Genomic DNA, 14,485 nt, shown 5'->3' with positions numbered 1-14,485 from the left:
AATCCCCTAGTCTTGCGGAAAATATCCTTGCCTGGCGTGATACCGATGAAAATATCCACCCTATCACTTTCAGCTTCTGCCATCTTACTCTTACTTGCTGCTCTGCTAGCCACAGTGGTGGTTTGGAGTAATGAGCAACGCCAAATTATTGAAACACAATCAAATGAACTGCAACAGTTACAACAGATGTTTTTAGTTGAAGTGAGACGAGAGCTTGACGGCTACTTACATAGTGGGGATGCCAGCCAATTAGAACGCGCCAAAACTCAACTGGAGCAGATAGAATCATCGTTAGCACAAAATAAGGATCCAGATGTGGATTCCCTTAGAGTGTTACTACAAGAGTTTATTCAAAGTCTGGACACTGACTATCGAGCTGCAGGTAAACTTGCTGGTAACCCGAGACAACTTCTGGCTTTTGCAGAAGCTGAGATGCTGGACAACAATCGCCAGCTGGCCGACTATACCTATATTGGTCAGGGAGAGAATGACTCGCTCTCTGATGAATATCTGCGCTTGACTCGCCAGCTGCCTCCTCTGGTTTATCAACTTTCACAATTGACTCAAGACTATCTCATCGGCAAAGATCTTCGACTACAAGCCATTCTGCAAAGCACAATCGATGAACTTAATCTTTGGCATGACCAGCTAGACTCGCTGCCATTGTTCGGCATCTTCGACACCTTGGAGGTCGATGAGTTTGCCTTAGGCGGTGCCGATGAGGAAGTGGTCGAAATCGGTGAGAACTATAGATCTGAGTTACTGAGCCTGAGTAACAGATACAATAGAGAGATCAGCAACACCTATAACCTGCTGCAGGATAACCAGCAAATTCAGGAGCAACTCAGGAGCTCTATCGCCGAAGTAGAGCTGGCTATGTTCACTCTTAGCGCCACTCAAGCGGAGCAAAATCAAAGGCTGAAGCAGGAACTGCAATTCGCTCTCTATGCCGTCGTTTCACTATTGGCCCTGTTCGCTGTCATCTACTTAATGTTGCAACAGAGCCGAGTTGTATCCCCCTTGAAACGCCTTAACCACGCCTTCCAAACACTTAGCGAGTCCAATAGCCGTGAACGACTCGAGATCAATAGACGATGTGAGACGGGGCAGATAGCAGGCCACTTCAATCAACTGCTACAAAGATTCGAAGATGAAGATGAATCCCAGCGTCAACAGATGTCACTGGTATCTCAATCCCTATCCAGGTTAGTCCAACGGATCTCTCTGATAACCCATAGCGCAGATGAGACCCAGAACGTGGTTAGTCAGGCACAAACTCAGACCGATGAGATACGCAACCTGGCACATGAGGTAAGCACCACATCAGCCCTAGTGGAGAGTAGCGCCGAACAAACCATGTTACAGATGGAAACCAGTCAGACAGAGGCCGAAGCTATGCTGCAGGCAACCGAAGAAACACAAATAGCCGTAATTCAATCCCATCAATCATTGTCTAGTCTGACCACATCTGTGGAAGATGTGTCCAAGATCATCGACGTGATAGGTAATATCGCCGAGCAAACTAACTTGCTCGCGCTCAATGCCGCCATCGAAGCCGCAAGAGCCGGAGAACAAGGCCGAGGATTTGCTGTGGTCGCCGGTGAGGTCAGGAATCTTTCCCATAGGACTCAGGACTCATTGAAAGAGATCATGACGATTCTAAATCAACTCAATCAGGCCAATAGCGAACTCGAGGTCAGTATGACTGGCATAGAGCAGGCCACACAAAGGCAGAGGGAACGAGCTCAAGGCTTATCCACTGTAGCTTTATCTGTGCAGGCTCAGGCGAGCGAGATGGCGATGACGGCAAAGCAAGGCTCCATCAATGCGCAACAGCAGGTCAATTATCTGGATGAATTTGTACACGCCATGAGCTTACTCAAAATTCAAGCCCAGTCAGCGTCGAAGCAGAGCCAAGTGATTGGCGGTGAAGTGCAACAGAGCGTGCAAGATATCGAGGCTAATTTAGGGATCTCAGCCCCTAAAACAGGACTAGCACAAGCCGCATAGCTTCTTTTGTAGACTCTAGTGTTAATTTTAATGTTAATATCTCGATAATATTAAGTCGCATTTAACATTTTTCAGGATGAAGATGAAGCATACTCACTTGCTAGCCGGACTTGCCATCACGGCGAGCATGACCACAGCTCTAACAATAAAATCAGCTCAAGCAGCTGAAGAGACGACACAAAATCCGTACGCTGTCTCTATTTTAGCTGGGCTAGAATCTTATCCCGACTCTGAATCCAGCTCCATGTCTCGGGGGGAGGATTATCATTTATTTGGGATGACTTGCGCTACAATAATACCTATCAACTAGACACCAATTACTTCAGAGTTCGTGGCACTTATTATTACGAACTTGATTCAGAAAAATATGATGAAGACAGATTCAGAAACTCCGCAGATCTGAAGTTCAACTATCAACGTCCTTTTGCCAGCTTCGGTGAAGAACAAGAATACCTGCTCAGTTTTCATGGACGCTATGAAGGCCACTACAACAGTCAACAACTAGAAGAGTTTGAACAGCTTGTTGTTGCAGGGCTTGCCCTTAACACCCACTTCACCGACGTCAATCACTATGATCTTGGGCTGACATTAGGCTTAGCTTATAGCGAAGAAGAAAAAGATGATGATTGGCCCCGCGAAGAGATGGGCCATGGTGAAGATGTGCTTAATCGGGCCGGGTTTGGTTACTTCTTCGAGTGGAGCAACGCTTACACTTTCGCCCATACCGGTGTTCAGCTGATTGCAAAACTCAGCCGCTATGACGGCAACTGGTCCTATGATAAAGGTCAGTTCTATACTGTCGACCGACTCACATTTGGCGCCGTTATACCACTTGCCGATGAAAACAACCTGCTGCATTTCACCAGCCAATACATAGATCGTGACTATGAGTTAGACCTTCTCGGCTTCAAAGACACCCTGTACCGTGTGGCAGTCGAATACGTTCACTATTTTTAATCACCGAACATATGTCTATAAATAACCAAGGAAACATCAGGCTCCTTGGTTATTTCGTCCTTTAAACGCTATTACAGAGCCGCCAATACCGCTTCAGCCTTGCTCACTTCAAAGGTCTTAGGCGCTTCGACATTCAACTGAGTCACAACACCATTTTCGACAACCATGGCATAGCGTTGCGAACGTACGCCACCAAAACCTGCCGTGTCCATCTCTAAACCTAGCGCCTTAGTGAAACTGGCATCACCATCGGCCAACATCATCAACTCAGATGCATTTTGAGCTTGGCCCCATGCTTTCATAACAAACGCATCGTTGACAGAAACACAGGCGATGATATCGACGCCCTTAGCCTGAAACTGATCGGCTAATACCACATAGCCCGGCAGATGAGACTCTGAGCATGTGGGTGTGAATGCACCCGGAACGGCAAATAACACCACTTTCTTGCCAGAGAATAGCTCGGCCACGTTATGAGTCACCATGCCTTCATTGGTCAACTCGCCTAACATAACGTCTGTGGGTAACACTTGTCCTTGCTCGATCATCTTATGTTTCCTTTTCATTAAATGGTTAGGTTCAATGCTAGTGCTATTCTGACAAAAAATATACAGAGAAAATTGAACCTGGTTCGGCTCAATATCCACCTAGAGAACGCCAAACTTATGCTCACAGAAAATGACCCCAGGCGATTAATGACTTTAAATCACATCATCAGGCCTAAAACTCACTAAATTTAACGATTTACTATTGTGATTCAACTTGTTGTCGGCTAGTTTAAGAAGTTAGCTTATCTCTGTTGGTATGACTGACTCATGAAAGATGTGATTTTCTTCGACTCCTACTACTTACCGGCCTTTCTCAACGTTTTTATATTATCTGTCGGTATATGGTTGTTATCGAGAAACTTCTATTCACCTATACTCACCAAGTTAAAAGTATGGCATCCATCCCTATGTGATTGTTGTTTTTTTACTATTACCTTATACCTAGTCCTAACTTTCTATATGGTGTGATATGCCCCTAACAAGATTTGTGATCCCCTTAATATTAATCATTACTGCAAGCTTTATGGGCAGCAGCATATGGAATATGTACATGAATGCCCCTTGGACGAGAGACGCCAAGATCAGGGCAGAGATAATCCAGATAGCCCCTAAGGTATCGGGACAAATCATCGCGATACATGTGCAGGATAATGATTATGTTGACAAGGGGACCTTAATTTTCGAGATTGAGATGACCGACTATGACAATAAGATCAAGCAAGCTGAAGCCAGATTAGCAGCATCACAGGCGACACTGAATCAAGCGAAGAATGACTACAATCGCGATAAAGACTTACTCCCCAATAATTTAGTCTCTGAAAAACAAGTGACTAATGAGCAGCTTAACGTCAAGGCTCAACAGGCCGTTTATGACCAGGCTCAAATAGATCTCGAAGTCGCTAGGCTGAACCTAACACGCACAAAAATATTCGCCCCAGAGAGTGGCTACATCACCAACCTAAAACAGCGGGTAGGCAACTACATCAACACGGGCCAAACCTTTGTTGCCCTGGTCGAAGCCAACTCTTACTATGTTCTCGGTTACTTTTCTGAAGCCAAGATAAAATTTATACAAGCGGGTCAAAGCGTCGATATTTTGCCTTACACCAGTGAAGAAGTGATTTCAGGTAAGGTTCAGAGTATTGGCAGAGCCATAGTAGACCAGAGTGCCGATCAGTCAGGTCTACTGCCTGATGTGCAATCAACGATTCCTTGGGTCAGATTAGGCCAGAGAGTACCCGTCAAAATCACCATCGACAGATCAATACTCAAAGAACACAGACTCATTGCCGGCACCACAGTTACAGTCACAGTAAAAGACTAGTCATGAATTATTGGGGGAATAAAGAGGCGACTCAGTTCGCCTTAAGAGTCTCAATAAGTGTCATTGTCACTTGGTTGATCTGTTTAAGGCTCAACTCAGAAGCCACCAGTGCGGCCATGATCTCAATCATCATAATCTTGATGGCTGGCAGTCATGGTGCCAACCTAATCAAGTCCTTCTACCGTGCTGTCGGTACCATTTTGGCCAGTGCATTCGTCCTTTTCGTCTCTTCGACGGCATTGATAGATGCATGGCTATTCAATGGATTTATGATTCTGTGGATCGTGACTTGTGTAGGGCTAGCCGCGTACCTGCAAAATAGTGTCTCCTATGTTTTTGGCATGGCCGGTATGACAGCGGCAGTGATCGGCTTTCCCCTGGCATATTCACCTGAGATAATCTCAGTGTTTGACAATGTACAGGCCAGGTGTTTTGGTATTCTGATCGGTATAGCCGTTTCAATCATAGTAACTGCAGTGATTCCCTATGAGGATGACATAAAACGCATACTTCCCATAAAGAAGGCCACACTCAAGTTTATTGCCAAGGTATTCTCTGGCTCGACACCTCAAAAGTCACAGCAAGCCTTCTCTCAGTATCTGGGCTTAATAAGCAATAATAAACAAATACCGATTAATAGCTTAGTCGGTAGCAAGGCTTCTCTGGAACTCATAAAATCACAAAGAGATGCGTTATTCCACTGTGTCTCACTCGCCATTGCCGCCGTCAAGATCAGACATATGCTCAGAGCCGCCGATGATACCAAACTCGAGCATTTAATCGCCGAGATCATCGAAGAGATTCATGGAGGTGAACTTGATACTCAGTTGCTGTTCGACAAGATAAAGATAATTGTTGATGGCAAAGACAAAATACAGATTGAGAAAGGTATTCAGGCTGACATTATCAATAAGCATCTCGCGGTACTGATCGAAAATTTAATCTGGCTTAATTCAGACAGGATCGCAGTTGAGTCCCAGCGGTTCAAAAGGCAGGTAAGCCGTTTTTTCACCCATACGGATCTGCAAGATGTGCTTCGTAGCATGCTCAGGGCTGCTCTACTTCTATCTGGTATCTCTTTTATCTGGATTGAAGGACAATGGGAGCACGGCATGAATGCCATGCTGATGGCGGGGATGTTGTGCTCGATGAACGCAACACTGCCTAACGCTAAAATAGGTAATACCAAAGTATTGCTGGCTCAGCTGATCATGGTTGCCTTCGGATTCTTGATCACGTTTGCCATAGCTCCTTTGCTTGAACCCAAAATCATGTTCCCTGTTATGTTCGTCTATCTGCTCATCACCTCCTATCAGTTTGTAGTATGCACCAGCGCTAACAAGTCAGTCTGGAGGTATATGCTTATTTTTTGGTCCAGCTACATACCCTTAAGCAATATCCCGACGCTGGATTTCGGCGGTTTTCTTAACACCGCCATGGCCAATGTATTTGCGGTAATGATGATCTTGGCGGTTTATATGATAATCCCCAGTCGCAAAGATACTGAGATTGTGATCCACTCAATCAAACGAACCCTCAAAAAACTCAAACCTAATAGCGGAAATTCAGACCTATCATCCGACTTGATCCTGTCCGCCTACCCGGTATTGGTACGGCAAGACCACACCAAGGTATACATAGATCGACTTATTTCCATCGGTGAATGTTTTAAGTTGAGCGAACTCGATCTATTAACCGATGACAATCGAGTCCTCATCCGCCAGTTACTCTCTAGCATCTTAGAGAACAGGCATAATGAAGATAAGATAAGACAACTACAGCGAATAGCCGAAACTAATATGCAGCGACATAATCAAGCTAGCGACCACCAAGCGTACAGTGCCTGGTGGCAACTCAACATAGCCTTGAAACGATTATGTGTGAGCCAAAGTATGATAACTGAGCCAAATGAGCCTTGAATTTACACGCATGGCAGTCGCCGCCAGAGCGACAAAAGAGGTGACATTTAGACGCTGCCAATGACTGCTCAGCCTGTCATAGCGGCTTTGACGTAAACATCGAAGCGATTTTTCTTGGTAGCTATCACCATAGAGGGTTTCACCCCATCTAAGTCTTCCGCATAGTCAGGTCGCTTGACTACCACTCGCTTACTCGCGAGTGCCATAGCAGGGGCAAGTAAACCATCGGCATCCATGTCGGCACCGACCAGAGATTGAAACACCCGCATCTCTTTTTTTACCAGAGCCGACTTTTCTCTATGGGGATACATGGGATCCAGATAAACCACATCGACCTCGTTACCTAGCTCGCTAACAGATTCCAGGCTAGAGCCATGAACCAGGATCATCCGCTCACGCATCCAGTCACCAATATCAGCATCCTCGTAGGCACGACGCAAACCATCTTCGAGAAGCGCAGCAACAACAGGGTGACGCTCAACCATAGTCACGATGCAGCCCAGGCCTGCCAACACGAATGCATCACGTCCAAGACCCGCTGTGCCATCAACAACCTTAGGGTTAACTCCTTGCTTCAAGCCTACAGCCTTAGCAATAGATTGACCGCGTCCTCCACCAAATTTGCGCCGGTGAGCTACGGCGCCGGAAACAAAATCGACACTTATCCCTTTGAGTTTGGGCTCGTCACGCTTATTGAGGATCAAGGTATTATGTTCAAAAACCAGCTCAAACTCAGCATCTTTATCGAAAGTGAGCCCCCAGCGCTGACAGATAGCTTCTAGCGATGGATATTGAGCATTGAAGAAAATGCCTAGAGTGGGATTGGCCGGCTTGTCTTTGATCACGTTAACTCGAATGTGGACGATTATCTCTCCATTATGCCAAAAGCGCTGCCCAGTGAATACAAGAGCTTCTCGGCAAGCTGATTTACCTGCGGAGGTTAAGCCACTATAATGCGCACAATCACTCGAATGAATCTAATCTTTCAAGTCTCTCACCTTAGGTTCAAGCTAAATTTTGGAACTCTCATGCTCAGTTATCGCCACGGCTATCATGCCGGAAATTATGCCGACGTATTAAAGCACGCGCTCTTACTACAAGTGCTGAAATCACTGCATAAGAAAAATAAGCCACTGGCCTATATCGATAGCCATGCAGGTGCAGGTGGTTATGCCCTTACCGATGAGTTTGCCCAAAAAACCGGAGAATACTTGGACGGTGTGGCTAAGCTTTGGGACAAGGAGGATCTACCAGAATCACTACAGCAATATATGGATGATGTTAGGCACTTCAACCAAGGTAAGTCAGAATTAAGCTTCTACCCCGGCTCACCAGCTTTTGTCGATATGAACATGCGCCAGAAAGATCGCATGGTATTACATGAGCTACACGGTGCCGATCATGCCCTGCTTGACGAGCAACTCGGCGCAGATAAGCAAGTGCGCGTCATCAAAGGCGATGGTTTAGCTGGGCTGATAAGCGCTGTTCCACCGCAGGAGCGCCGCGGTGTTGTGCTGATCGATCCTAGTTATGAGATGAAAACCGACTACCAGGATGTTCCCAACGCGTTAATCAAAGCCTATAAACGCTTTTCAACTGGCGTTTACATGCTCTGGTATCCTGTAGTAAAACGAGCTCAGACCGAAGAGATGCTTAAGATGCTCATCGGCAGTGGTATCAAACGTCAGCTTAGAATCGAACAAGCGGTGAAAGCCGACAGTGATGAATTTGGCATGACAGCTGCGGGCCTTTGGATCATCAACCCTCCCTGGCAGTTAGATGAGACAGCCACAGAGATGCTCGACTATCTCGCTCCCTTGCTTAATCAAGGCGGCGGCAAAGTCTCAGTAAAATGGGAAGTCGGCGAATAACCAGCTAACTCAAACACTTTAAAACAAAGAAGCCGCTATTATGCGGCTTTATTTTGGTTAAACATAAACTTGCGCTGAACATCGGCAGAAGATTGACACTAAAACTGCTCACAGTATGTCCCTTGATGGAAGATCATCTGCCATTCGCCGATATCCTCATTGAGTTTCCACAGCGAGCTTCTCAGTGAGTAACGGACAGTAAATTCATCCTGCTTCTTCATCGTGGCCCGATACCGCAGCTGAGCGAGATCCTCTGATAACATTATCAGCTCGAAACTAGTGGCACAGAAGTTTGGGCACTTCTCTTTAGGTAAACATTCGAGTACTTCCCGCTTACCAAAACTGGCACCGGACGCACCAAACTCATGAAAATCTTCATGAATGAGCAGATCTAACTCCGCGGGTGATGAGCGGACATCGGACTTAAGCAAGTAGAGTTCTAACTCGACGAGTTTTTGCTTTAAACTAGTTAACATGCAATCCCTCCTTCTCTCAGTACTTAAACTTAAGTTAGCACAAATCAATAATTTTGAAGGCTATTTGACTTAAACATGGACTCTATTTCGATAAAAAACCACTCCATTACTGGGCCATAGGCTTTATCTCGGCGATTAACCACACCCATTTCAACTAATAAAGGATCAGGAATATATTCCGTCGACAGTTCGACAACATCGCCTGAATACCATTCGGCATTGACCACATGCTCGGGCACGAGTGCCCAGCCAACGCCACGTATAACGAGTGCCGTCATATAATAGTAACTATCGATATACCAATGGTTCGGCGATAGCGCTTTGGCCAGGCTATCGCCGACACGATCACGGATCACTAGCTGACGATATTGATTGAGATCGGCGATGCTTGGAGACGAAATTTTTGCTAATGCGTGTTTAGGTGACACTATCAGTGACTGCCTGAATTGGCCGATAGACATAAACTCTAATGAACCCGGTAACTCCCTCACATGAAAAACGATGCCCATATCGGCCTTACCTTCATCGACCCATGAGGCGATATCATCTCTTGAGCCATTGATAATCGTCAACTTCAACAGAGGAAATTGTATTGCGACTTGCTCGAACAAGAGCTCGAAAGCGTTAACTGGAACCGCTTCATCCATCGCCACAGTTAACGCGATTTCCTGACCGGTACTGAGAGTCATGGCACGAGATTGTAATCGCTGGCACTGTTCGAGTACGGCTTGAGCCTGAATAAACATATCTTCTCCATGCTTAGTAAGCACAGGTAACTTGGCACTGCGATCGAATAGCTCAAAGCCCAGATCGACCTCCAGATTAGCAATCGCCGTACTGATCCTGGATTGTGCCCTACCCAGCTTTCTTGCTGCCGCAGAGAACGAACCATGGTTCACCGCAAGCACAAAGGCTTCCAGCTGATAAAGCGTCCAGTTCATATCATTTCCCTTTTTCTCTCATCCTAGTATCGTCTCTAAATAAGCAATATATCCGATTATCGGATACAAACTAACTTAATCAATCCGAAAATTAAGGATAACCTAATATCACATCCAGATTCCATACTTAACATTCAGAAGTGATCTATGCAGGCCAACGCGACCCATCCAATATCCGACTCTTCGAAACAGAGCATTAACCGCACCTTCTGGCGTTATGCTATTCCGTCGGTAGCAGCCATGCTGGTTAACGGCTTCTATCAGATTGTCGATGGCATTTTTATCGGTCAATACGTGGGTTATGAAGGCTTGGCCGGCATCAATATGGCCTGGCCAATCATCTATATCTTTGCCGGCATTGGCCTGATGATCGGCATGGGTTCCGGTAGTCTGTTATCAATTAACCGAGGGCAAGAACAAGCCTCATCCAGCACTAACAAGGGAACACTCGCCCAATCACTCAAGACAAACCATACCTTAGCCACCGCGGCAGTCCTGATTTTAGGTTTCGGCCTGTTAGGCTCGCTGGTGTTGTTTATGAGCGGAACCAGCCTGTTACTGGCACAAGGCGGAACCGGTAACACCTTGATACTGGCCCAACAATACCTAGCTCCCTTTAGCTGGAGTGTCACTTTTACCATCCTGGCCTCGGCGATTCCGATCTTAATTCGCAACGATGAGAGCCCAAACCTAGCCACAGGCCTGATGGTGATGGGAGCTTGTCTCAATATTCTGCTGGATTATATTTTTATCGTGCAGCTGGACATGGCGCTTCACGGCGCAGCAATTGCGACGGTAGCAGCCCAGATAGCGGTGGCAAGTTGCGGAGTCATCTATTTCCTATCTTCTTTTACCAAGATGAAAGTCAGCAACTTAACGCTTAATTTCGCAAACATGCGCTTTGATATAAAATTAGCCAGGCAGATATTGCTCTTAGGCTCATCGAGTTTTGTCATGTACCTCTACACCAGCTTCGTATTCGCACTGCATAACCGCCTATTTATGGAATATGGCTCACCAGTCACCGTAGGCGCTTTTGCCATTGTCGGCTACCTGATGGTGCTCTATTATTTTGTTGCTGAGGGATTAGGGGAAGGGATGCAACCGCCAGTGAGTTATTTCTTCGGGGCCAAGCAGACGGAGAACATCAAGAAGGTGCTGGTCCTAGCGACTAAGGTCACCATCACAGCGGGAATAGCCTGGTTACTCATCTTGAATCTGTTCCCGAGTACCATCATTGGACTCTTTAACGCAGAGGATACCAGCCTGATACAGGAGGCCACATCTGGCATACGGCTACACTTGTTTGCCATGTTTCTCGATGGCTACCTGGTGTTAGCTATCATGTTCTTCATGGCCGTTAATCAGGGAAAGAAGGCGTTAGGAATATCCATAGGTAATATGTTAATCCAACTTCCCTTCCTCTACTTCTTGCCCCCTGGCTCGGTGTCGAAGGCGTATGGCTCGCCATGCCGATCTCTAATGTGCTGATGTTTATGATAGTGGCGCCTATGGTTTGGCATCATCTGAGAGCAGATAAGAATCGCGAGGTTAATCAGTTCCTAGACTCTAGAACCTAGGAACTAGGATTTACGATACCTTTGTAGAAGGATCTTAACTCGTTTTACATAGGCTTGGGTCTCGGCTGGGTAGAGTGTGCAATACCCTTCTTAGCTTGCTTTGACTCGGCTCAAACTAGGATTTACGATACCTCTGTAGAAGGATCTTAACTCGTTTTACATAGGCTTGGGTCTCTGGGTACGGTGGAATGCCATTATACTGAGTGACCGTGGTGGGGCCAGCATTGTAGGCGGCGCAGGCAAGCTCTATGTCACCATCGAAGCGCTTTAGCATCTGAGCTAAATATTTTGCGCCACCATCTATGTTTTGATCCGGTTTAAAGGCATTAATCACACCTAACTCTTTGGCGGTTTCCGGCATCAACTGCATCAAGCCCATGGCTCCCGTCCGGGAAAGTGCAAACACATTGAAGGCAGACTCTGCGTGGATCACCGCGCGAATAAGCGCCGGATCTAGCTTGTGTCTCTTAGCCGCTTGGCCAATCAACTCATCATAGTCATGGGAAAACAGTGGCATCCTACGCCAATCCAGATCTGAATCCGGACGGCAGGCATAGCAGTCATAGAGCAGCACCTGATAATCATTACCACCCGGAGCATGATCAGCAAAAACCATCACGCCATTGGCTTGTTTATACTGATAGACTTTAAGTTGCTCGCTGCCATTCTCGGTTATGCCAGTCGATACCCCTCGAGCCTTAGAGGTGCTTGACTGTAAATAGCTGGGTATGGGAGTACTTGGTGCTTGAATTAGGCTGTTATTATCCAACATATGGGGCTGACTTCTTTTAGCAGTTGTCGACATTACAGTACGGGTCGAATGAACGCTTTTTATCCACGTTCCCGAATTCTGAGTACCCGTTGCTTCATTAAAGCGAGTTTCTTCACTGGCTTGCTGAGTCACGACCAGCCCGGTTTCTGAGTAACTAGCCTTATAGTGAGGTTTATGCTGTGGTTGTAACTGTGGTTGTAGTTCTAGTTCGGCTTCATCCCCCGCCTGAACTGGGCCCACGGTGAGCAAGATACCTATTATAAAACTCAAGATTGAAAATGTTATCAAACACTCTTGCCTCTGTAGGCTTTCAATCGAGTCTCCATGCCTTTTTATCATCTAGAGTCCTGTGTACTCATCGAGTTTAAGTACTTCAATCATAGCAAATAGCTGTTGCATCTCTTTGTTTATTTGGCTGAACTCATACTCGAAGGTAGCACCATTGAAAATTGAGCCTAACTCGAATCGATTATCACGACTGGCAAGCATGATTAGTAGCTTATCATCATAGAAGGCGCACTGTATCTTACCAGTGAAACAGCTAGCCAATTCCTGCAGGCGCTCCATAAAACTCACAGTGAGCAAGTATCTCGCTTCGATCTGATCCGAGGAAAATACATCGAACCGCTTCTCGAACCTCGGATCTTCCAGCTTGACTCGAGACAGGCTGTTACATGAATCAGACAGGAAATTGATCAGTCCTCCACGGGCTTTCACCACAAGGGTATGGCCATTAAACTTCTTATGACTGCTGAGTTGAACCATCACACCTCTGAATACTGTCTCAGTGTCGCGGCTTTTATTCCGCCTCACCTCTTTGGTCAGCTGCAGCTCATTGATCACTATCTCCACTCCCTTATGGGTGCCCTGAACATAATCTTCGAACTTAGCATCGTCATAATGCGGAAGTAGTTTTGAACGCTTGAGTACCGACAAGCTCATGCTATGGGTCGGACTAAAGATGAAGTCATCACCAAAATAACTGAATATTTTAGGGAATACCCGCTGTTTAACATCACTCTTATAGCGCTTAACGGGCCTGCTTGACCACCAGAAAAGTGGTAACACAGGTAAGAGGTAGAGAAACCAGGGGATATCCAGCCGCTGGCGAGTATCGAATAGATAGACCACAAAAACAATAGCCGCGAAAAGGCCAATACTCATATAAATACGTTGTCTAAGCGTTTTCAGACAAGCCACTCGGCGGTTCTCAAATTTACGGGTGAGTGGCTCGATATGCTCATTATAATGGGCTCTTAGCGATTCAATCTCACCACGGACAGCCACAAGCCGTTGTGATTGCCTTTTAGGCTTAATGGGAGCACCCAAAATAAAACTGACTATATTCATTTGCTATCAAACTAGTTTACAGGGGAGGAATGCGGTCCATGAGACCGCGACATCAAATTATTTAAGGAAGTCGGCCGCATCTATGGACGCTTTCGAGGCCTCATCGGCTTCATAGAAAGGCATAACCTTGATATTTGCCATGGAAGCTATGATAGAACCAGGAAATATCTCTACCGCATTATTCAGCTCAGTCACAGCCGCATTATAAAAACGACGCGCAGCCGAGATATGGGCCTCTACTTCGTTATAAGTTTGCATAGCCTGTAGCATGGTGTTGTCAGACTTAAGCTCAGGGTATGCTTCAACGTTGATCATAAGCTGGCCCATCTTGCTATTAAGCTGCTCGGCAGCAGCAAGATGCTCCCTAATCTCGGCCACATCATTGGTGTCATATGACTTAGTTGCTTGCGCTCTCAATTCTGTGATGTCCGTGAGCAGAGCTTTCTCATGCTCCATGAATTTTTGAGCTATTTTCAAAATATTCGGCACCAGATTCGAACGTTTCTTGATCTGCACATCGATACCTGACAAGGCTTCACGACCCGTATTGCGTTTTTTCACCAGGCTGACATACCAAAGGTAGGCAATAATCACGACTAATCCCACAGCTAACAGCAATCCTTCCATCTCATGTCCTTATTATTCTTTTTCGCGACAATTTACTTAGCTTTTTTTGATTAAGCTTTAACCCTTTACTCTTACCTATTTTCCCCTCTATTTCCATACATTTATGTCGA

At 46.0% G+C, this 14,485-nt stretch carries 13 protein-coding genes; 6 read left to right on the top strand and 7 right to left on the bottom strand.

Annotated elements, in window-relative coordinates; genetic code table 11:
• Positions 1-45 precede the first annotated feature (45 nt).
• Both FM037_RS00900 and FM037_RS00895 read left to right on the top strand, forming a co-directional pair.
• On the top strand, positions 46-2,010 hold the full coding sequence (locus tag FM037_RS00900; RefSeq protein ID WP_144044437.1) for a methyl-accepting chemotaxis protein: 1,965 nt from the start codon (positions 46-48) through the stop codon (positions 2,008-2,010).
• A 282-nt stretch (positions 2,011-2,292) separates the two neighbouring features.
• Positions 2,293-2,967 (top strand): hypothetical protein, encoded by a 675-nt coding sequence (locus FM037_RS00895; RefSeq protein WP_185976933.1) that lies wholly within the window; start codon positions 2,293-2,295, stop codon positions 2,965-2,967.
• A gap of 71 nt (positions 2,968-3,038) precedes the next feature.
• Here FM037_RS00895 and FM037_RS00890 read toward each other — a convergent pair whose 3' ends face one another.
• Positions 3,039-3,515, bottom strand: coding sequence for a peroxiredoxin (locus tag FM037_RS00890; protein WP_144044436.1), 477 nt, complete (start codon positions 3,513-3,515; stop codon positions 3,039-3,041).
• A 469-nt stretch (positions 3,516-3,984) separates the two neighbouring features.
• Here FM037_RS00890 and FM037_RS00885 point away from each other — a divergent pair, with 469 nt between their 5' ends.
• Both FM037_RS00885 and FM037_RS00880 read left to right on the top strand, forming a co-directional pair.
• Positions 3,985-4,839, top strand: coding sequence for an efflux RND transporter periplasmic adaptor subunit (locus FM037_RS00885; RefSeq protein ID WP_144044435.1), 855 nt, complete (start codon positions 3,985-3,987; stop codon positions 4,837-4,839).
• Positions 4,840-4,841: 2 nt separating this feature from the next.
• Positions 4,842-6,758 (top strand): FUSC family protein, encoded by a 1,917-nt coding sequence (locus FM037_RS00880; RefSeq protein WP_144044434.1) that lies wholly within the window; start codon positions 4,842-4,844, stop codon positions 6,756-6,758.
• A gap of 68 nt (positions 6,759-6,826) precedes the next feature.
• Here the strand turns inward: FM037_RS00880 and FM037_RS00875 are convergent, their stop codons facing one another.
• A complete protein-coding gene (locus FM037_RS00875) occupies positions 6,827-7,603 on the bottom strand; it encodes a class I SAM-dependent methyltransferase (protein WP_144044433.1) in 777 nt (258 codons plus the stop codon).
• A gap of 183 nt (positions 7,604-7,786) precedes the next feature.
• Here FM037_RS00875 and FM037_RS00870 point away from each other — a divergent pair, with 183 nt between their 5' ends.
• The gene (locus FM037_RS00870; protein WP_144044432.1) at positions 7,787-8,629 is read left to right on the top strand and encodes a 23S rRNA (adenine(2030)-N(6))-methyltransferase RlmJ; all 843 of its coding nucleotides are present in this window, start codon (positions 7,787-7,789) and stop codon (positions 8,627-8,629) included.
• Between the two features lie 98 nt (positions 8,630-8,727).
• On the opposite strand, the gene FM037_RS00865 is transcribed toward FM037_RS00870, so the two are convergent.
• Both FM037_RS00865 and FM037_RS00860 read right to left on the bottom strand, forming a co-directional pair.
• Positions 8,728-9,105 carry a nuclear transport factor 2 family protein gene (locus FM037_RS00865; RefSeq protein ID WP_144044431.1) on the bottom strand — a complete coding sequence of 126 codons (378 nt, stop codon included), beginning with the start codon at positions 9,103-9,105 and terminating at the stop codon, positions 8,728-8,730.
• 44 nt (positions 9,106-9,149) lie between these two features.
• A complete protein-coding gene (locus FM037_RS00860) occupies positions 9,150-10,046 on the bottom strand; it encodes a LysR family transcriptional regulator (RefSeq protein WP_144044430.1) in 897 nt (298 codons plus the stop codon).
• A gap of 147 nt (positions 10,047-10,193) precedes the next feature.
• Between FM037_RS00860 and FM037_RS00855 the strand changes: the two genes are divergently transcribed.
• A complete protein-coding gene (locus FM037_RS00855; protein WP_229381042.1) occupies positions 10,194-11,537 on the top strand; it encodes an MATE family efflux transporter in 1,344 nt (447 codons plus the stop codon).
• A 204-nt stretch (positions 11,538-11,741) separates the two neighbouring features.
• Here the strand turns inward: FM037_RS00855 and FM037_RS00850 are convergent, their stop codons facing one another.
• The 3 genes from FM037_RS00850 to FM037_RS00840 form a co-directional block, all read right to left on the bottom strand.
• The gene (locus FM037_RS00850) at positions 11,742-12,431 is read right to left on the bottom strand and encodes a lytic transglycosylase domain-containing protein (RefSeq protein WP_144048768.1); all 690 of its coding nucleotides are present in this window, start codon (positions 12,429-12,431) and stop codon (positions 11,742-11,744) included.
• A 306-nt stretch (positions 12,432-12,737) separates the two neighbouring features.
• Positions 12,738-13,748 carry a DUF3137 domain-containing protein gene (locus FM037_RS00845; RefSeq protein ID WP_144044429.1) on the bottom strand — a complete coding sequence of 337 codons (1,011 nt, stop codon included), beginning with the start codon at positions 13,746-13,748 and terminating at the stop codon, positions 12,738-12,740.
• Positions 13,749-13,805: 57 nt separating this feature from the next.
• Complete coding sequence (locus FM037_RS00840) at positions 13,806-14,375, bottom strand: LemA family protein (RefSeq protein ID WP_144044428.1); 570 nt, start codon at positions 14,373-14,375, stop codon at positions 13,806-13,808.
• Positions 14,376-14,485 lie beyond the last annotated feature (110 nt).

This window comes from Shewanella psychropiezotolerans, from assembly GCF_007197555.1.
GTDB lineage: Bacteria > Pseudomonadota > Gammaproteobacteria > Enterobacterales > Shewanellaceae > Shewanella > Shewanella psychropiezotolerans.
Note: the sequence above shows the minus strand (reverse complement) of the source record. Positions and strands in the feature narration are given on the sequence as shown.